Below are 19,577 nucleotides of genomic sequence, written 5' to 3'. Positions count from 1 at the left end.
ACTATTTTCAATTCTTGTAAAGCAAGAATTAGAATAGGAGCTAATACAAAATTTTGTGCTGTTAGGCCCGGCCAGAAAAATCCTTACATCTTTCCATCCCATCAACCCCAAATACCTCCGACTTCCCACTTCCGCTTTCCGACTTTTAAAAACCTCCTTCATAGGGGACAAGCCCCCTCTTTGCTATCTTTAAAATAAAAGAGCACCATGACCGATGTTCAGCGCACTACGCCCAAGCTTTTTTGGCAGGGCCTCCTGGCTTTGGCTATTCTGAAATTAGCACTGCACTATTATTCGCACGACTTCTACGGTTTACACCGCGACGAGTACCTCTATCTGGCGGAAGGCGACCACTTGGCGTGGGGCTATCTGGAAGTGCCACCCATGATTGCGGTGCTGGGTAAACTGGCACGTGGCTTATTGGGAGATACTATTTTCGCGGTTCGGTTTTTTCCAGCCTTGGTGGGAGCTGTTTCTATTTTTTTGGTAGGAGCAATGACACGGGACTTTGGTGGTCGCAAACAAGCTCAGCTCATTGCGGGCGGGGCCTTTCTTTTGTCGCCGGCCTATCTGGGAAGCAACAACTTATTTCAGCCCGTGAGTTTCAATCAGTTTTGCTGGTTGTTGTCCGCTTTTTTGGTGGTCAGGATCATCAAGTACCAGCGACCAACTTACTGGTATGCGCTGGGGATAGTAGCGGGATTAGGTTTTTTAACCAAGTATTCCATTGTGTTCTTTTTACTAGCCTTGGCTGCGGCTTTCCTCTTGAGTAAGGAAAGAAAACAGCTCCTCAGTCCGCATCCCTACCTGGCGGTAGGCTTGGCCTTGTTGATCGCCAGCCCCAACCTTTACTGGCAGTACAGCTATGACTGGCCCGTTATTCGACACATGGATGAGCTGGCTCGAACGCAACTGGTATACATGACGCCCGCTGATTTTCTACTGCCCCAGCTGATGTTTCATTGGAGTGGCACCCTGGTTTGGGTCGTAGGCTTATGGGCACTTTTGCGTGTAAAGCAGTTGGCTCCTTACCGACTCCTGGGCTGGGCGTTTCTGTTGACCCTGGGCATTTTGTTGCTGCTGAGTGGTAAGGCGTATTACACCATTGGTGCTTACGGGATGCTCTTGGCGGCCGGTGGAGTGATGTGGGAACGCTGGTTGGGGCGCTTTGCCTGGACTTTGTTGCCCGCAATGTTGGTACTCAATGCGCCGATTATCCCCTACGGCCTACCTTTGATGTCGGTAGAAAAAATGCAAGCTTACTGTAGCTATTTTAAAGATCATTACGGACTTACGGGTCCCTTGCGTTGGGAAGACGGAGTGGTCCGTACCCTGCCTCAAGATTTTGCCGACATGCACGGTTGGGAAGAGTTGCCTGCAAAAGTAGCGACCTTCTATCACAGCCTGACCCCCGAACAACAAAGCAAGACCATGCTCTACGCCGACAACTACGGGCAGGCGGGGGTCTTGAATTTTCATCGGGAGGAATACGGCTTGCCGGAATGCCTCAGTTTTAGTTCCAGCTTTACGATGTGGATCCCGCAGGAAGTGGATTTTGACCACCAGCTGCAAGTTTACGATGAGTGGCATCCAACGTCGGAGTTTTTCAATGAAATGATTTTTGTCGACAGTATAGCGCATCCTTTGGCGCGAGACCCCGGGTACATTTTTTTTAAAACGCAAGCTACAATGGACGTGCGGGCTGTATGGCGAGAGATCGTGAAAGAAGAAAAAATGGCAGATGGAATTTGGAGAGAAAAGTAAGTTAGACTTTTTTGGGTGCTTATCAACAAAAGTAAAGGAGGGATGTTATATTTGCAATTATGTTGCAAAAAGAGCGCAAGGCCGGTATTTCTTTGCTACGCCTAATGGGGGTAGTGGGCTGCCTTTTGCCATTTTTGCTAGGCCAGTTTCAGCAGTCGGTTTATCACCAGTTGGAACACAGCCATCTTCAAGCTGAGCAACATACCGGAGCTGATGAAGCTGATGCTTGCCACCGCAGCATTTTTCACGCAGGCGCAGCCGATGCTTGTGATCACCCGGCCCACCTTAGCCATGCAGAGCAGGAGTGTCAGTGGTGTCACTCGTTGCTCGTTCCGCTTTCTTTTTCTTTAACAAAAATCCATCTTGAAATCCCTAGGGTACCTTCTGTAGAAGTGTTTTGTTACCTGGGACTTAATGAGCGTCCAAGCCTTCGGACCGCTCCGGCGCGAGGCCCGCCAGTGATGGGGTAGTTTTACACACTAAGTGACGGTGGGTCAATAGCCACTAAATCACGGAAATACAAAAAAGCACAAAAGGATTTTTGTGTATTAGTGACGAATTAAACCTGCCTACCTGCGGTAAGCAGGCAGTTATTTCCGTCTTTTTACTTAGTATTTCTGTGGCTAAAAACAAACCATTTCATTTTGTGGGAACGCTCGCCTGCTGCACGGCCTAGCGCTGCGCAGTAGCTGCCCCGGCTGAGGGGCAGGCTGGCTGAGCGAACAGCGAACTACGGAGCCTAGCGCCCGACCTTAGGGAGGGAGGCCCCAACAATCTTCTTAAAATCAAAAAATCAAATGATTGTGCTACAATTTTGTGGTATCGCTACAGGTGGGTACCCCAGGCCCTCAGCCTTACGTCCTTAGCCCTATACCCCTTAACGATAACCACCACTAATCAGTAGCACACTCAAATCAAAATCAACAACAATGTCTCTACATAAATTTTCAGTATTAGCTTTTCTTGCCGTTGCGACGGTGTTTTTTTCGTGCGAAGACGATGAGGTCGTTATCCCCGTCGTAGAAGAATTGATTACGAACATGACCATTGTACTGACGCCCCAGGGCGGTGGCGATGTGGTGAGCCTGGTGTTCTCTGATCCCGATGGTGATGGTGCTATTGCTCCTACGATCACGGGTGGAACACTGGCGGCCAATACCGTTTATAATGCTACAATCACCTTGCTAAATGAGAGTGAGACCCCGGTAGAAGATATCACCGAGGAGATAGAAGCCGAGCAGGAAGAGCATCAGTTTTTCTTTGCGACTGATGGAGGTCTCAACCTGTCGGTGAGCTATGCCGACCAGGATGCTGATGGCAATCCACTAGGGCTACTGACCACCTGCACCAGTGGTGCAAGCAGCAGTGGAAACCTGGTGGTAATTTTGCGTCACGAGCCCGCTAAGAACGCTGCGGGTGTGAAAGATGGCGACATCACAAACGCGGGTGGGGAAACGGATATTGAAGTAGCGTTTCCGATAGTGATCCAGTAAATTAGACTTGTTCGTCCGGGGGGCTTTGGAGGGAAGACGCCGCTATCTTTTGTTCCCTCAAGCGAGCAAAGTGGGAACATAGCCTTAGCTACGTGACCACTTTGGTTGCGAAGTGGGAGCGAAAGAGAGCAAGTCAGCCCCCAAATGTTCCCGGCCGAACAAGTCTATTAATAGGTCGGGGAGTTGGGGCCCAGCAAAGGTTTCAACTCCCTTGATCAATAACCATCTACCATTGAAAAAATTGATTCTCCTCCTGACCTTATCCTTATTGGGGCTGTCTGCGCAAGCGCAAGATTGCTCGCTGACCTTATCGGGCGTGGTCTTTGATAATTCGCCAGCGTATCCACTGAGCTACGCCAATATCTACATAGAAGAGCTAGGGGAGGGGACCGCTACTGATGATAATGGCCGCTTTGAGTTGGGGGGGCTTTGCGCTGGGGAGTATCACCTCAGCGTGAGCCATCTGGGGTGCCATCCGGAGCGAATTTTTCTGGATTTACGTGGTGATACAACACTGCAGATTGCGTTGGCTCACCAAGCTGCCTTGCTGGAAAGTGTGGAAGTGCGAGGACAACAAGAACGCAACGCCGGGCAAAGCCAGGAAACACTTACGCGGCAGGAGCTGGAGGAGGGTGCCGGTAAAAACCTGGCCAACCTGCTCGAAAACATTGCGGGCCTGAGCGTGATTCGCAATGGTAGCGGGATCGCCAAACCCGTTATTCATGGCCTTACGGGCAACCGGATTGCCATTCTCAACAACGGCATCATTCAGGCGGGGCAGCAGTGGGGCGTAGACCATGCGCCGGAAATTGACCCCTTTACAGCGGATCGAATAAAAGTCATCAAAGGCGTGGAGAGCCTGGCCTATGGAGGCAATACGCTGGGAGGAGCCGTACTGGTGGAGCCAGGAAATATTCCACAAGACCCTCACCTGCACGGTGCTACCCAGTATGTGCTGGAAACCAATGGCCGCCAGCATACGGTATCGACACGGTTGGAGAAAAAAGGCAGTTGGGTAGATTGGCGAGTGATTGGCACCTTTAAGCAAGGCGGCGACCACCGGACACCGGATTATTTTTTGCGCAATACGGGCGTCCGGGAGCGAAATGCGGCATTGCAACTTCAGAAAACGATAAATGATCATTGGTTTCATACCCTCTACTACAGCTACTTTCATACGGAGGTGGGGATTCTGCGGGGAGCGCACATTGCCAATACGACAGATCTGGAAACAGCCATTGGGCGAGAGGAGCCCTTTTATACCCGGCCCAATTTTTCGTACGAATTGGAGGAACCTCGGCAACGTGTACAACATCATTTGTTGAAATACAATACCAAGTATTACCTGGCCCCCAACCGTTCTTTGCAATTGACCTACGCCGGACAGCTGAATCGGCGGGAGGAATTTGATGTGCGTCGTGGTGATCGATCTGAGCGTGCTGCCTTGGATTTGGCTTTACAGTCGCACTTTGTGGATGTGTTTTGGCAAGATGAAGCGGGCCATGCTACTAAAAAAATAGGCCTACAATACCGTTACAACGAAAACGATAATCAGCCAGGAACAGGTGTTTTTCCGCTGATCCCCGATTACAATAGCCATTTGCCAGCGGCGTATTTTATCTGGCAGTTGCAGCACGATCGGCAGTCGTACCAGCTGGGGGCACGCTACGATTTTGTGGCCTTGGATGTGGCGACGATCACTCAGGATTTGCCGCGACGGGTAGAGCGTTTTAGTCACCGATTTCACAATTATTCGGCGGCAGCTGGTTGGCAATACCGCGTCAGCAAAGCCTGGTCGAGTAAGCTGAACCTGGGGGTGGTACGTCGGTCTCCCGAGGTCAATGAGCTTTACAGCCAGGGCTTGCACCAGGGGGTAGCAAGTATTGAGGAAGGCAATGCAAGCTTGCAACCGGAGCTGTCTGTAAAGGGGGTCTGGACGAACAGTTTACAGTTAAGCGAAAGCTTTTGGTTGGAAGCAACGGCTTATTACCAGCTGGTGAGCGATTTTATTTATTTGGAACCTCAGGAGGAAGCGCGTCTGACCATTCGTGGTGCCTTCCCGGTTTTTGGGTACCAGCAGACGAATGCACGCCTGGCGGGGCTGGATGTAAACGCACGTTATGAATGGAACCCCCACTGGCAGTGGCAAGCCCAGTATGCCATGGTGAGAGGCTATGATCGTAGCCAGGAAAAACCGCTGGTGTATATACCCAGCGACCGGATACAGTCGGAGATCAGTTGGTTAGGAACGAGTGTTGGCAAATTGACGGAGCCTAAATTGACGGTGGGAGGTCGTTATGTATTCGAGCAGACGCGATTGTTGGCGAGCCAGGATTTTCTCGCGCCGCCGCCAGCTTATTTGTTGCTGGATGCTAGCGTAGGAGGGGCCATTAGCTGGTCGGGAAATACCTTGCACCTGGGCGTTCAGTTCAACAACCTTCTGAACGAGCGTTATCGAGATTACCTCAATCGACTGCGGTATTATGCCGATGAGGAGGGGCGCAATATTCGGGTGAATGTGCGGCTGGAGTTTTGAGGTTATTCTCCATCGCCCACAATATCCAGCGGTCGGTCGATGCTTTCGTCCAATGAAATAAATGTTTCTGTCCGTTGGATACCCTTGATGGGCTGAACCTTATCGTGGAGCACATCACGGAGGTGGCCCGTATCTCGGCAAACAATCTTTACAAAAATGCTGTAGACCCCAGTGGTGTAATGGGCACTTACGACCTCGGGTATTTTAGCCAACTCTTTGGCTACCTGGTCGTAGAGGGAGCTTTTGTCAAGATAAACTCCAAGAAAAGCAACTACATCGTAGCCCAGCTGTTCATAGTTGACGGTAAGATTGTAACCCCGAACGATGCCGGCATCTTCTAACTTTTTCATCCTTACGTGAATGGTTCCACCGGAAACGTAGAGTTCTTTGGCAATTTCCGTGTAAGGTTTTTTAGAATTTTGCATCAACAAAGAGAGTATCTTGCGGTCTAGATCATCAATTTCCTTTTCTTTGCTCATTGTGATTTTGTTTTTGCGCGAATACTAAGAGAAACAATATTCGCATTTTTTTGTATAATTTGTATTAAATGCCCAAGAACGTGATGTAGAGGGCACCTCAATTTTTTCGCATGGATCAACAGGACAATTCCTTTTTTCGTAAAGTTAGTATCTGGTTGCCCCTCTTATTGGCGGGTGTTTTAGCACTAGGTATGTTTATTGGATTACGCTACCAGGCGGCTAGTGCTGCCAGCCAGGGAGGTGCCGATTTAGCCAGTTTACACCGTAGTTTGGCAGGGCAGGGCAAGATCGAAGAATTGCTTCGCTACATTGATGCAAAATACGTGGAGGATGCCGATGAAGATGCTCTCACCAGTCAGGCGATTGATGCGATTATGAAAGAGTTGGACCCCCATTCCAACTACATCTCAGCGGAGGACCTTATCGCCATCAATGAGCAGTTGGAAGGAAATTTCGATGGCATTGGTGTTGAATTTATGATCCTGGACGATACGATTGTCGTCGTTACACCGCTAGCAGGAGGCCCCTCGGAAGCGGCAGGAATTCAAGCAGGCGATAAAATTGTTACCATTGAAGACTCTATCGTAGCGGGCGTAGAACTCGACACGCAGGATATTTTTTCACTCTTGCGCGGTGAAAAGGGCACTGAAGTAAAAGTAGGCATCAAGCGGGCTGGTCAGAAAGAGCTGCTCAGTTTCAATATCACAAGGGATAAAATCCCCGTGCATAGTGTGGATGTAGCGATGATGCTGGATGAAAAAACCGGCTTCATCAAAGTCAACCGTTTTAGTGCGACGACCTATGATGAGTTTGTTCAGTCTTTGGAGAAATTGGTAGAGCAGCATAAGATGGTTGATTTGGTGATTGACTTGCGTCACAACCCTGGAGGTTACCTCACGCAAGCGACCAATATGCTCAGCCAGCTATTCCCTGAAAAGGGCAAATTGTTGGTTTACACCGAAGGCCGGACGGTGAAAAGAACCGAATACAGTACCAATGGCCGTCCTTTCTACAACATAGGCCAGGTAGTTGTACTCATTGACGAAGGTTCGGCTTCGGCCAGTGAAATTATGGCGGGTGCAATACAGGATCATGATCGTGGTGTGCTGGTTGGCCGCCGTTCTTTTGGCAAGGGCCTCGTTCAAGAGCAGTACCCCTTGCGCGACGGATCGGCCTTGCGGCTTACCGTGGCTCGCTATTATACCCCTTCCGGGCGATGCATCCAAAAAGACTACGAAGAGGGTGACGCGGCCGCCTACGACCATGATGTGGAAGACCGGTTCATCAATGGCGAATTGTCGGAAGAAGGTAATATCCAGATTGCTGATACGACTAAATTCTTTACCGATAGTGGCTATGTCGTCTACGGTGGTGGTGGCATTACCCCTGATGTATTTGTTCCGCTGGATACCTTTGTATTGCGGGAAGATTACCTACGTTGGCGTCAGTACGCCGCAGGTTTTGTTTTCCGATACGTTGAACAAGAAAAAGACCTTGCCAACCGCTATACCCTCGATGATTTTGTAAAGACCTATCAGGTACCCAATAAAGTCTTTCAGGAGTACATCCAGTATGCCCGCGAGCAGGGAGAAGAAACCGCTGTGCCTAGCAATAGCCGGGTAGTAAAAGAAATAAATCGTTTCCTCAAGGCCCGGATTGCCCGCCAATTATATGGTGATGAAGGTTTCTTCGCCGTTTGGAACAAACAAGACGATATGGTCCTGGAGGCCCTTCGTATGTTACGTACAGAAAACCCCTTGGCCACCGCGCGCAAGCAGTAGAGATGTTGCACCTCGACGCCTAGGTTTGATAGATGGTTGTTGGTTGGTCAAATTTCCGATTTCCGACCTCCCACTTCCGACTTTTTTAAAAATTGTCAGCTACCTTGAATAACTACATCCCTTTAAACACAACCCGATAAATATCCCCCAACCCGTTGCCGGGCGCATTGGCTAGCTGATGCAGGGTAGCGATATTGCCAATACGTAAGGTATCACTGATGGTCATTCGCTCACTGGTGAAGTAAAAGGTGTTTCTAGCTACATCGACAAATGGGCAATAGTCAAGTTTGTCAGAATTGATGCCTGGGCCCATGTTTTGGGCGGGCATCCATGCACCTCCTTCCTTTCGCGCAAGGTAGAGGTCTCCACCACCAAGATCATCCGGTCGACCGTAAGCGCTGAAAATCAAAAGGTCTTCGTCTGGACTCACATAGGCGTTGAATTCATAGTATTTGGTGTTGATTGTACTGTCTAGCACTTGCGGCAGTTGGTATTCTCCGTTGACCAGTTGAGCAAGGTAAATATCTTCTCTACCAATACCTTCTGCTTTGGTGGCTGTAAAATACAAATTGCCATTGCGCGCAACGGAAGGGTAAAACTCGTCTCCAGGGGTATTGATGTTTTCATTGAGGGGGACTGGTATTCCCCAGTGGTCTCCCTCACGATCACTGTACCAGATATTATAATCCGCGGCAGCGGAATCTTGGTGTAAGGGCCGATTGGAAGCAAAAAACAACCGTTGCCCCCCTTGTGCAAAAAAAGGCTCAATATCCTGGTACCGGCCTGATATGTTCAACACTTCGGGAGATGCCCAACGCTCCTCCTGCTTCCTGATGACAAGGAGGCAACGCTTATTCTGCTTGTAGTCACCCAGCGTATAAATGATCTCTTCACCAGAAGGATGAATAGCGATATCACGTTCGTAAAGACCAGTCGACACCAGGTCTTTAGCAAACAACTCCGGAGTTTTTGTCGAGCTTGTCAGCGAGAGATCAACTGCTTTTTCCTCTGTATTACTACAGCTAATCAAGAACACCAGACCCATCAAGACAATAGGGAAGTAATTCATATTCTGCACCATTTACTTAATCAACCTTCCTAAACTAAGGGCAGAAATAGCAATATCCTACAATGTGCGTCGGTATTGACGCCAAAAGCAGCTTTTTTGCGCTGAACAACTTCGCTTATGCCTTGAATAGATTTACTCCACCACTACTTCCTCTAAGTCAATCCGCGAAAGCGTATCCAGCTGGCCCTTCGCAAAAAGGTCGTCAAACGCCAGTATATCTCTGCGGGCCTCATCCTGGGGCTTGTAGTTGAGGTAATCCTGAAAAACAATGCCTTTTACCTTTCGAGCATTATAGGCTTCCCGAAACCGTGCTCCCCCTCCGTTGACCAAAAAATTATATGCCAGATAATTCAGCGTAAAATCATCGGTAGCAAACCAATAGGCGTACTCATCCTCAAAGTCTTTTCCACCGCCATCTGCGCGAAAAGTAACTTTCAACTCGTGATGAGGTTGTCCAAAAGCATTCGTTACCCCTTGGTATTCCAGTTGTACTGCGGGGTCGGTCAGAAAGTAGGGCAGAAAAGCAAAGTACATGACTGAATTGAGGGAGTTGGCATAAGCCGAGCTGTCTTTTTCAGAGAGTTGGGCAACCTCTCCGTTGATGGTACGCGAAAAAGTCTTCGGGCTGAGGGCATCTTTTATGACTTGCCCTTCCTCATTGGTATATTCCCTTTCGTACAAAAACGCCGCACCGGTGCGTGCTGCGGTATAGGCTCGCTCCCGGAAAGTAAAACGAACGAGGCTGGTATCCAAAACGGCACCTCCGTGTTGCAGGATCGCCTGTTCTACCACCCAACGGGCGGTGTCGGTGATGACTGGATCGGTTGCCTCAGTGGAGGAAGTATTCTCGGTGTTAGAAGTACAGGCTCCCAGATAAAGGAGTAGGGAAACAAGGTATAAGTATCGCATAATTGTTTTTTTTTAAAAAAAATCCGTGTCAATCTTGTTGGATCCGTTAAATCTGCGTTCTATCAAGCTCTTACTTTGCCTGCAATATCGTTCGCTCCCAGAGCGGTTCGCCTTTGGTATCGAAAATCTGAATTTGCAATTGCCGTTCCCCGGAAGGGCCACTAAAGTTGAGTAACCCAAAATTGCGGGCAACGACCAAAGTTCCTTCATCCCGAAATTGGTTGTGTTCGCCATCGCGGTTACTGCCAGAACCTGAGGTGAGCGGTGAGGCGGTCAAATCGTAAACCGCATTCCCTTTGGCGTTTACATAGGAGCTCAGTTCGGTATGGTGGCGGTCGCCCGTCAGGAAGATTACGCCTTTGATATTTTCTTCTTCTATTCTCGACAAGAGGTACGACCGTTCCTGGGGGGCCAGCCGGATGTAGTTTTCAAAAACAGGTTCCGTATTCAAAATCTGGCCACCAGTAGCCACAAATTTAAAGGGCGCACTACTAGCCACCAACGCATCAATGAGCCATTCCAATTGGACCTTGCCAAAGTAAATCGGTTCACCATTTTGCATCTTATTAGGCGTGCGGAAATAGCGGTTGTCCATCAAAAAAAAGTCCATGTCCGCCCATTGGAATGCGGTGGTAATGCCGCCCTGTGCTTCGGGTAAACCCACACTGGGATTGCCCCAAAACAGCCGAAACGCCTCTAGTGTCTTGTCTTTGTGGATGTAGCTGCGGTCACTGTCATTGGGCCCATAATCGTGGTCGTCCCAGATGGCGTAGTGGTGGGTACTGGCAAGTAGCGGCTGCAGTTCTTTTACCGAACGGGTATGGGTATAGCGCTTCATGATCCCCGTGCGCGAATTCCAGTCGGCCTCTCGCAGGTAGGTATTGTCGCCTAGCCACAGCATGGCGTCGGGCTTGCGCTCGTAGATACGCGTGAAGATGTCGTAATCGCCGCCGTACGCATTTTCTGGCCGGTCGTAGACCGGTTCGTTAATGTAGCTACAGCTTCCTACCGCTACCGTAAAGTTGGGCGGATCGGTGCGCCACTGCCAAAGGTGCTGGGTTTGAAATTGGGTAGGGTAGGGCAATTTTACGGCTTTACCGTTTAGGCGTAGCTCGTAGGTGTACCTGGTGCCGGGCTCTACCATATCGGCAATGAGTTTAGCGGTATAAGCATTGGCCTTGGTGGTCGTTATTTGGTCGGTCAGTTGGAGTGCTGCCTTTTCGTTTTCTGGCCAGTAGGCAAATTGAACCTCAGTGGCTTCCGTCGTTTGCACCCATAGCACCACCTCCCGCATTTCCGAATAACCCAGCATCGGACCGGATTGCAAGAGTGAATTTTGCGCTGCCAGCGGCAATACCATCACAATGGCTAGCAAGAGTAAATAGCTTCTCATTCTTTTTTCCCGTCAAGGTAAGTTTTTCGCTCCTTTTGGCCTATTTGGTAGGATTAATTATCTATTAAGCCATTTGGGGCCATGCCGGGATCGGCACGAGGATGTTCGCTCTCATGTGCTCGCTATCGCTGTGCGCATACCGCTACCATCCATTGTCCTCCTCTCCCGGTGGAAGATTGGTATGCGGCGCGCTTCAGGATCCGCCTTACACGCTGATATTAGCCCTCCAAGCCCACCTGATGTCCTCCGCTCGGGCGGAGGTGGGGCATTGGCTGCACTATCTGGCTTGGCGGTTCGCACCATAGTTGGTGTCCGCTCGGAAGGAGGTGGGGCATTGGGCGGTACCGCACTCGCTTGTTTTGGGGCTGTGACCCAAAATGAATGTTCGCAAGTCTCTGACTTGTATTTAAAGAAGCAACTGAAGGCAATGCCACTAAACTACTCCACCACCAGGGCTTGCACCGCTCCCGTAGCCACTTCCTCCAACCAATAAACCCCTTTAGCGAGGTAGGGCAATGGAAGGCTTACCGCTCCACCAACAAGCTCCGCCTGCATACGCAGCACGGTCTGCCCCTGGGTGTTGTGGAGTTGCCACAAGCCATCAGTATCCGTTACATTATTCAGTCGCACGCTAGTTCCGGGTCGTATAGGGTTGGGGTACACCGACCATTCGGAAGTTGCTTCGCCCCAGAAAACGGTGGCCAGACGAGAATAAGACTGACTTCCGTCGTAGTCTTCCTGTACTATCCGGTAGGTATTCCAACCCGCATTGGGATGTTCATCGTAGCTGCGGTAGATCTGCTTGGCTTCGGGCAGTACCTGCGCAAGATTGATCCATTGCTTGCCCTCGGCGCGTTGTACAATAAACCCGGCGTTGTTTTCTTCCTTGGTAGTGGACCAATCTAGGCGTACCCGGTCGGCATCTTTCTGAGCCGTAAAGGTGGCCCACTCGACCGGGAGGGCGGTGTTGTATTCTAAAACAAAAAGACCATTCAATACATCCGAGGCAATGATTCTGCCAGATGGTAAAAACGGATAAACACCCCAGCAGCCGTTGTAACCATTGTAGTTGGTACTAACCAAATCCGTATCGTAGTAGCCCACCTGAACCACGTTAGCAGGGTCACTGATGTCAAAAACCGAGACGCCATCGTGGTAGTAGGAAGCGATACAGAGGTTGCCCACAATGAATGGATTATGAGGGATGGGTCCACGCGGAGTAGTCGTGCTGTAAGGGTTAGCAACATTGAGCAAATTCGAGTAAAAACTCCCTAGCACCTGGATGTCTTCCAAGTCACTAATGTCGGCTATCCCCAGCGGGCTTCCATGTTTTTCATCGGCATACACTAGGGTGTTGCTACTGACCCAGCTGCTGTGGTTAAATACCGTGAAAGGGTAATCAGTCAATACCCCTATTTCAACGGGTGTACCAGGCCCTTGTCCCTGAGGAGGGTTGGTAACGGGAGACATATCATAAACATGTAGCCCATTTCCCAGGTGGGAGCAATAAGCAATATTGTTTTCGACGTAGACGTCATGGATGTATCCTGCTGCAAAGTTGAGACTAGCTATTAAAGAAGGGCTAGCTGGATTTGTATTGAGGTCGTAAACGAGTAGATTATGTCCTAAATTAACTCCGGTAACATAAAGAATTCCGTGTCCTTCATCAACAAACACGTTATGTGCACGCGTAAACACGTTTGTTTGTTGCTCTACGAGGGTTACCCTGTTAGAGCCTGTTCCTGTAATGTTTGCAAGGTCAAAAACAAGGAGCCCTTCGCTGGAGGTCGGTTCATCAGCAACACTATAAGCATTAGTACCGTAGGTTTTCATATCTCTCCAGCGAGAGTTCCCACCACTAGCTATAGCAGCAACTTCTACGATATTACTGGGATCAGTAACTTCAAAAAAATGTACTTTTCCTATGGATCCTACAATCGCAAATTCTCTTCCACCTACAGCATAGCCCCAGATGTCATTATAAACGACACCCCCTAAGGTCGGCAATGAACCATCATCCCATTGCCCCAGCAAAGCCATATTTGCTGATTGTTGGGCCAACAAGCTTACCAGCATCCCTAAACCAAAAATCAAAGTACCTATCGTCCTCATCAACGTAATTTTTTCAGTGACAAAAATTAATGGGTAGGTGCTTGATTCGTTTCGAGATTTTAAAGATAAGCAACTGAATTTGAATAGAGAAGCTGTTTTTGCAAGGTAGTCTCAGGGAAGTCTAATAACAAGCCCTCCCTGAGGCTGCTTTAGGTGGTTCAAAAAAAAACGATCGGTCAGCACTGCGATTCTCCCCTGCCTGCCGTACGTCAGGTAGGCAGGCTCCTTGCGCCTTTTTCATGAGACCATATCATTTGCTATAAATACGGTAGTGCGCTGCACCAAAATAGCTAGCCTGAAATGGGGAAGTTGTTCGGTGATGGCTCCTAATACCCCAAGCCAAAACCATAGGCAAACAAAGGATTTTCACTGTCATAAGGCACATCCGTTTTTTGATTAGCTACCGCCTCCATCGAAGAGGGCAACTCAAAAGGAAGCTTACCCATTGGTGCAGTATTGCCAAACAATACCTCGCACACCGATTTATCGCTGGCGCCGTAATCAGCGATCAGCGCCTTGGCAGCACCCGCGATATCAGGAATGACTGCTGGCCGATCCAGGTAGATGTTTACGATCGTAGGCACAGTACGCAGCAAATCCATGATCCGGGCTTTTTCCTCCCCTTTAAAGTCCAGATCACCGTGATGAAACCCGAGGGCGAAAGGAATCTTGGTCTCAGCAGGGTACCAGGGGGTGTTTACCCTGATGATGGCAAAATCAGCTTCCTGAGGCGTGGCCACCACTTGGGCGTAATGGGCCACTACGGCGCTGTCCATGTTCTCCAAATAAACCTTCAGTGTCCCTTGGGCCATCGGCAGGGTCTGCTCATCGTTTTTTAACAAGGTCATAGCTTGCTGCTGTGTTTTTTCGCCAAGTGCCTGGTGCTGGGGCAAACCCACTACCTCCGCAACTTTCGTCTCATCTACGAAGGGATTGTCAAACAGGCCCAGTTGGAACTTCTGCCGCAACAGACGCTTTACCGAAACATCAATACGGTCTTCGCTTAAGCGGCCTTCTTTGACGAGCTGAACGACCAATTCTACCCTGTTTTCTCCGCCAAACTGGTCGCAACCTGCCTCAATAACTCTCAGCACCCGATCAACTTCGCTCAGGTCCTCTACACCCCAGGCCCGTGCTTTCCAGACGATGTCTGGCCCCATGGGTACATCGGTGATCAAACCCCAGTCGGTACATACAATCCCATCGTATTGGTACTTCTCCCGGAGCAAGGTAGTGATGATGTATTTGTTATACGCCATGGCCACATTTTCTTCCGTTTGATCGGTAGGCACACCGTAATAAGGCATAATAGCAGCCGTATTCGCGGCGAAGGCTGCTTCAAATGGAATCAGATGGTAGTCAAAATTATCACCAGGATAAATTTGTCCCTTCTGAAAAGAAAAGTGAGGATCAAGGCCTTCTTTTTGTGGGCCGCCACCAGGAAAGTGCTTCGTCATGCAGGCGATGCCATTTTCGTCAAGGGTAAGGCCTTGCATCCCTTCCAGGTAGGCAGTGACGAGTTTGGCCGACATCTGCGCATCTTCCCCAAAGGTTCCGCTGATGCGCGACCAACGGGGTTCGGTGGCCAGGTCAATCTGCGGATGAAGCGCTTCCCGAATACCTACGGCCAGGTATTCCTGACGAACGATATCTGCAAATGTCTTCATCAGCGCTTCGTCACCGAGTGCCGCAAACCCCAGCGTTTCGCAAAACTGAGAAAAGCCTTTAGCACTCATCGCGAAGATGTTCTTGCTAAAATGGTGGCGTGGGTCAGAAGCTATCGTAACAGGAATACCTAGCCTGGTTTTTTCTGCAAATAGCTGCACATTATTGTACCACTTGGCCATGATTTCCGGATTTTCCGGGATATCCCAAATGTTGAAGTAGCTCATTTTACGGTCCGCCATGTTTTCGGCAATCGTAGGCATCCTAGCGGCAGGGCCGTCTACGCCTTCCTTGCTGCCAGGATCAGCATCTGTACTGACTCCTGCGCCACTGATGAACATCATCCCCGCTTTCTCCTCTACCGTCATCTGGCCCAGCAAGTCATCGATTCTTGCTTCTACAGGCTGCGTACCATCTTCATAAATATCCAATTGCCCATTGGCATTCAGATCCCGGAATGGCTGACCATTCGCGTTGTGGAGCACCGTGGATTTTTTGTTTACTAATTCCGGAAGCTCCTTTGGGGCATGCTCCTGACAGCTAGCGAGCAGCACTGCTAAAACTAGTAGAAAAGGGAACTGGTTCATAAGGCGAAGTTTTAGAAACAGAATTAATGCGTGTAATTGACGCATTAAAAGTAAGCATTTTATCTGTGTTCATCTGAGCTATCTGTGGTAAAATAAAATTTGGCCTGTTTTTTTGGGTGCTGCTGTTAAGTGAGCTCCTGTACAATATTCATTGGATGGATAGCTGCAAAACCTGTTTTTCAAAACCACTGCTTTAAACCTCCAACTTTGGTGGGAGGTGATTGTTTTTTCAAAAACCGCTGCAATTGAAATGTCGTGATGTTGTTCAGCAAAAAAAACAACCTATGAGTGTTTTCAACAAAATCAAATGGATTTTAGGTATCCTGTCTGTCTTTTTTATTATTCTAGCAACCAACCTGATTGACCGGAAAAATTTCATTATTGTAAAAAATTCGGTAGAAACAATCTATGCAGATCGTCTGCTGGCGCAAGATATCCTCTTGGATCTCTCTGGCTTAACTTGGGAGAAAGAATTGGCTCAAATAAAATACGATCGCTCGCAATTCGATAATAAGAATATTACCATAAATACCCGTTTTGAAGAATTGATCAACCTGTTCTCTGCAACAAAACTTACAGCAAAAGAAGAGGTCATTTTGGGGCAACTAAAAAAGAATTTTGAAAACTTGAAAGCTTTCGAGCGTACGGATATACAGCTGCCTAATCAAAAATTTTCTGATCAGCTCACTTTAATCAAAGATAACCTTGAGGATCTATCGGAGATTCAAATAGAGGAAGGAAAAAGAGAGTTGTTTGAAAGTCAACGCGCCATCGCATCTGTGGATCTTTTCACCCATTTAGAGATTTATGCCTTGATTCTGATAGCGATTGTTATTCAAATCGTAGTGATGTACAATCCGACACCTGAACAAGAATAGCCTCCTGAAAAGTAAATGGTCCAAATAATACACTTCTGTACTATTTGGACCCTATTCCACCAGCTGGGAAAAGCTGTGATTACTTCTTCGACATAAAAATACCATCCAGGGTATCTCCATCAAATGCTTCTGGTGTGTTGCCGTGGGTGTGTTCATAAGCAGCGGTCAGGAATACGTTGCGAGCTGCACCATTCACGACCAAGGTGAGCATGAAGGTCAGGATGCCCGCAAAAACACCTACGCCGGGATGAATCGCAAACCCTAGCAAAAAGCCAGTGATGATCGAAATCACGATGCCTAGTAAAACGAAGAGCCCAAGGCTAAAGCCGGCACCGATGGATTCACCCCAACGCTCGCGGATAGTGCGAGAAGATCTTTTTAGGGCTTCTACCGGGCCAATATCTTCGGCAGCCAAAGTAGGAATGACAAAATAAGTCGCCAACGACCAGGCAAATCCCAGGATGCTAGACGCAAAACTACCTACTCGCTCTTCAATAGCTTGTATAATCAAACCCACGGTTGCCGCCAATGCCGCCCAGGCCAGAATCTGTGGCGCACGCGAGGCACTGAAAGAAATACCGTCGCGAATACTGGGTTCTTCCCCCGCAAATATGCGCCGCACGTTGAAGACCAAAGCTACGTTGAAGAAGACGATAACAAAATAGGTGACCAGGTAGAAGATAAAGGCTACTAACCAAAAGACTACCTCTCCAACTTGATCCATTCGGTTTAATATGGCTTCCATCGCTTCAAAATTGAAAGCGGCAAGGCCCAAAAATGCGCCCCCAAAAGAGAGCAGCACCGCTAGTAAAGCAGCTCCCGAAAGCACGGGGAAAAGTAATAATTTGGGGTGGGCTCCGATTACTTCCAGACTTTTGAGTCCTAAAGTCCAGCCGCGTCCTAATCGATCAAAGATGCTCATTTCTAAAGTTACTTGATGAATTAAATAGGTGATTTTTGTTCACTCAATACCCAATAAAGATAAGGGAAAACAGCCAATACTTAGCATCTTAAATCGATGAGTGCAAATAGATTAACGACAAAATAGATTTACGGGATCACCACGATCGGCAGCCGTTGTAGATACAAGCCCTGATCAGTTACCTGCCGCAGTTCACAAAACCAAAACCCGGTGCTTGGGAGAGTCAAGGTTAGTGTAACTTCTCCAGCTGATACGGCTATTTCCTCCGTTTGGACTTTACGGCCCAGTGGATCAAAATACTGTACTTGCAAAATTCCTGCTTCAGCAGTCTGTAATTGGAGTTGCCCCTGTCCGTGGGTAGGATTTGGGAAAAAGGTCGCTGCCAAATCTCCAACCACGACCTCACGAGTACTCACCACACAATTGGCATTAGGAATCTCCTGGCAATATAGGCGGGAAGGTAAGGTGCAATCAACAATAAAGGGATTGGGTTTGCCATCCTGGTACTGGGCAATCGCAAAGGTACGCGCCCACTCGGCGGCATCTACGGGGTCTTGTTCGTGCCACTGGCAGAGCGTCGCCCGCTGGCTGTTGAAAAAGTCGGGAGCATTGGCGTTGGCTTCGTCGCGGTAGATGGTGTAGAAGTACATCAGCGCACGCGCAACATTACCTTTGAAAGATTCCCGTGGCTCAAAAGCTACGTTTTGACGGTATTCACTATAGGCATCCCGATTGTTAGAGGGTGGGTTGCCCACTTCCTGATTGAGGTAATACCAGCGATCGGTTAAGGCATCAGAAATTTCGCCGTAAGGCAAATTTCCTCGATCCTGATTGACATTGACCCTGGTCGGGAAAAGGTGGTGCATGTCTGATTTGGCGGGTTCAAATTCTGCACCATTAGAACGAGGCCAACAATGCTCGGTATTGAGGCCTTGGCCATCCTGGAAGGCTGCCTCAGTGGGGTCAGCACCGGGCGTAATGTACACGGCCCAGTCGGTGTAAACACAGTGCAAACTATCGTTGACCTTGTCAATGGTTCCGAATAAAAGATCGCGGGCAGCACCATAGCTCTGAACGGTGCCGGGCGTAAAATTCTCGATCACGGCTTCTAGCAGGTCTTGTCCATCTAAATCGGAAAAAATCACCTCGTGATGCTGCGCTTCTGTGTGGATGCACAAGAAGCATAAGAAGCTCCAAAGGGCCAATAGCTTTTTCATGGTTTTATTTTTTCATGCGGTCTTCCGCAAACATTTCCACCGTAAAATCCAATAAATCTGGCCCTCCGGCATGGCCATGGCCCGGCACAACATGAACCACTTCGGGAAATTTCTTTTGTACGCGTTCTACGGTATCCGACCATTTGCCCAGATCGGCATCATTGATGTTGCCACGACCAGCACCTAAAGATTTAATCATACAGCCTCCAAAGAGCACTTTCTCTGAGGGTAGATAGGTGACGATGTTGTCTACCGTATGTGCGGGCCCAGGGTAGTAATTGACAATTTGCTGGTCACCTAGTTTTAGCACCTTCTTGCGACCAAATTTTTTCTGTGGAGCGGTGTTGCCTTCTGCCAAGCATAGATTCACCGTTTTCTTACTGCCATAGGTCAGAATTCCTCGTGCTTGTACGCTATCTAGGCCTGCCGTGCAGTCCTCATGGAAGTGGTTTACTACCAGCGCTTGTACGGTATAGCCCTGCTCTTTGGTCAGATAATCGAGCAAACGAACCGTTGTTTTGGCCGTTGCCGGGGTGTCGAAAATGACACAAGTACTGTCAACCAAATAAATCAATCCATTGGAGCCAACTCTCCCATAACCTTCAAAGACAGTAAAGGAGCGGTGGATAATCGTATTGTCCGTTAGGCGAATAAGCTGAATATCCTCCCCAATTTGCTGCACGGCAGGTTGCTGAGCCTTGAGTGCAACATTGCTTATCATAAGGAAGAGTAGCAGTGAAAATAGCTTGTTCATTGGTAACTCGTAGTTTAA

Annotated in this window: 15 protein-coding genes; 6 read left to right on the top strand and 9 right to left on the bottom strand. The window is 48.8% G+C overall.

Annotated elements, in window-relative coordinates; all coding sequences use genetic code 11:
* The first annotated feature begins 207 nt into the window (after positions 1–207).
* The 4 genes from AB0L18_RS03685 (at position 208) to AB0L18_RS03670 (ending at position 5,793) form a co-directional block, all read left to right on the top strand.
* A complete protein-coding gene (locus AB0L18_RS03685; RefSeq protein ID WP_367391229.1) occupies positions 208–1,764 on the top strand; it encodes a glycosyltransferase family 39 protein in 1,557 nt (518 codons plus the stop codon).
* A 59-nt stretch (positions 1,765–1,823) separates the two neighbouring features.
* Positions 1,824–2,234: a hypothetical protein gene (locus tag AB0L18_RS03680; RefSeq protein WP_367391228.1), complete on the top strand. Its 411-nt coding sequence runs from the start codon at positions 1,824–1,826 to the stop codon at positions 2,232–2,234.
* A 459-nt stretch (positions 2,235–2,693) separates the two neighbouring features.
* Positions 2,694–3,257 carry a type 1 periplasmic binding fold superfamily protein gene (locus AB0L18_RS03675; protein WP_367391227.1) on the top strand — a complete coding sequence of 188 codons (564 nt, stop codon included), beginning with the start codon at positions 2,694–2,696 and terminating at the stop codon, positions 3,255–3,257.
* 232 nt (positions 3,258–3,489) lie between these two features.
* Positions 3,490–5,793 (top strand): TonB-dependent receptor, encoded by a 2,304-nt coding sequence (locus AB0L18_RS03670; RefSeq protein ID WP_367391226.1) that lies wholly within the window; start codon positions 3,490–3,492, stop codon positions 5,791–5,793.
* A 2-nt stretch (positions 5,794–5,795) separates the two neighbouring features.
* Here AB0L18_RS03670 and AB0L18_RS03665 read toward each other — a convergent pair whose 3' ends face one another.
* Positions 5,796–6,272 carry an Lrp/AsnC ligand binding domain-containing protein gene (locus AB0L18_RS03665; RefSeq protein WP_367391225.1) on the bottom strand — a complete coding sequence of 159 codons (477 nt, stop codon included), beginning with the start codon at positions 6,270–6,272 and terminating at the stop codon, positions 5,796–5,798.
* A gap of 110 nt (positions 6,273–6,382) precedes the next feature.
* Between AB0L18_RS03665 and AB0L18_RS03660 the strand changes: the two genes are divergently transcribed.
* On the top strand, positions 6,383–8,053 hold the full coding sequence (locus AB0L18_RS03660; RefSeq protein WP_367391224.1) for a S41 family peptidase: 1,671 nt from the start codon (positions 6,383–6,385) through the stop codon (positions 8,051–8,053).
* A 112-nt stretch (positions 8,054–8,165) separates the two neighbouring features.
* On the opposite strand, the gene AB0L18_RS03655 is transcribed toward AB0L18_RS03660, so the two are convergent.
* From AB0L18_RS03655 to AB0L18_RS03635, 5 genes are all read right to left on the bottom strand, one after another.
* On the bottom strand, positions 8,166–9,122 hold the full coding sequence (locus AB0L18_RS03655) for a TolB family protein (RefSeq protein ID WP_367391223.1): 957 nt from the start codon (positions 9,120–9,122) through the stop codon (positions 8,166–8,168).
* A gap of 132 nt (positions 9,123–9,254) precedes the next feature.
* Positions 9,255–10,031, bottom strand: coding sequence for a DUF6503 family protein (locus AB0L18_RS03650; protein WP_367391222.1), 777 nt, complete (start codon positions 10,029–10,031; stop codon positions 9,255–9,257).
* Between the two features lie 70 nt (positions 10,032–10,101).
* The gene (locus AB0L18_RS03645; protein ID WP_367391221.1) at positions 10,102–11,424 is read right to left on the bottom strand and encodes an alkaline phosphatase; all 1,323 of its coding nucleotides are present in this window, start codon (positions 11,422–11,424) and stop codon (positions 10,102–10,104) included.
* Between the two features lie 438 nt (positions 11,425–11,862).
* A complete protein-coding gene (locus AB0L18_RS03640) occupies positions 11,863–13,536 on the bottom strand; it encodes an LVIVD repeat-containing protein (protein WP_367391220.1) in 1,674 nt (557 codons plus the stop codon).
* Positions 13,537–13,862: 326 nt separating this feature from the next.
* Positions 13,863–15,788 (bottom strand): glycoside hydrolase family 3 protein, encoded by a 1,926-nt coding sequence (locus tag AB0L18_RS03635; protein WP_367391219.1) that lies wholly within the window; start codon positions 15,786–15,788, stop codon positions 13,863–13,865.
* Between the two features lie 284 nt (positions 15,789–16,072).
* Between AB0L18_RS03635 and AB0L18_RS03630 the strand changes: the two genes are divergently transcribed.
* Entirely contained in the window at positions 16,073–16,666 is a 594-nt protein-coding gene (locus AB0L18_RS03630; RefSeq protein ID WP_367391218.1) for a chemotaxis protein, read from the top strand.
* Between the two features lie 79 nt (positions 16,667–16,745).
* On the opposite strand, the gene AB0L18_RS03625 is transcribed toward AB0L18_RS03630, so the two are convergent.
* The 3 genes from AB0L18_RS03625 to bla all read right to left on the bottom strand — a co-directional run bounded on the left by AB0L18_RS03625 (position 16,746) and on the right by bla (position 19,559).
* On the bottom strand, positions 16,746–17,588 hold the full coding sequence (locus tag AB0L18_RS03625) for a DUF6159 family protein (RefSeq protein ID WP_367391217.1): 843 nt from the start codon (positions 17,586–17,588) through the stop codon (positions 16,746–16,748).
* 128 nt (positions 17,589–17,716) lie between these two features.
* A complete protein-coding gene (locus AB0L18_RS03620; protein ID WP_367391216.1) occupies positions 17,717–18,805 on the bottom strand; it encodes an endonuclease in 1,089 nt (362 codons plus the stop codon).
* Positions 18,806–18,809: 4 nt separating this feature from the next.
* Positions 18,810–19,559, bottom strand: a complete 750-nt coding sequence (gene bla / locus AB0L18_RS03615) for a subclass B1 metallo-beta-lactamase (protein ID WP_367391215.1) — start codon at positions 19,557–19,559, stop codon at positions 18,810–18,812.
* Between the last annotated feature and the right edge of the window lie 18 nt (positions 19,560–19,577).

The organism is Lewinella sp. LCG006 (assembly GCF_040784935.1).
Taxonomy (GTDB): domain Bacteria; phylum Bacteroidota; class Bacteroidia; order Chitinophagales; family Saprospiraceae; genus Lewinella.
This window is presented reverse-complemented; position numbering and strand designations above follow the sequence as displayed.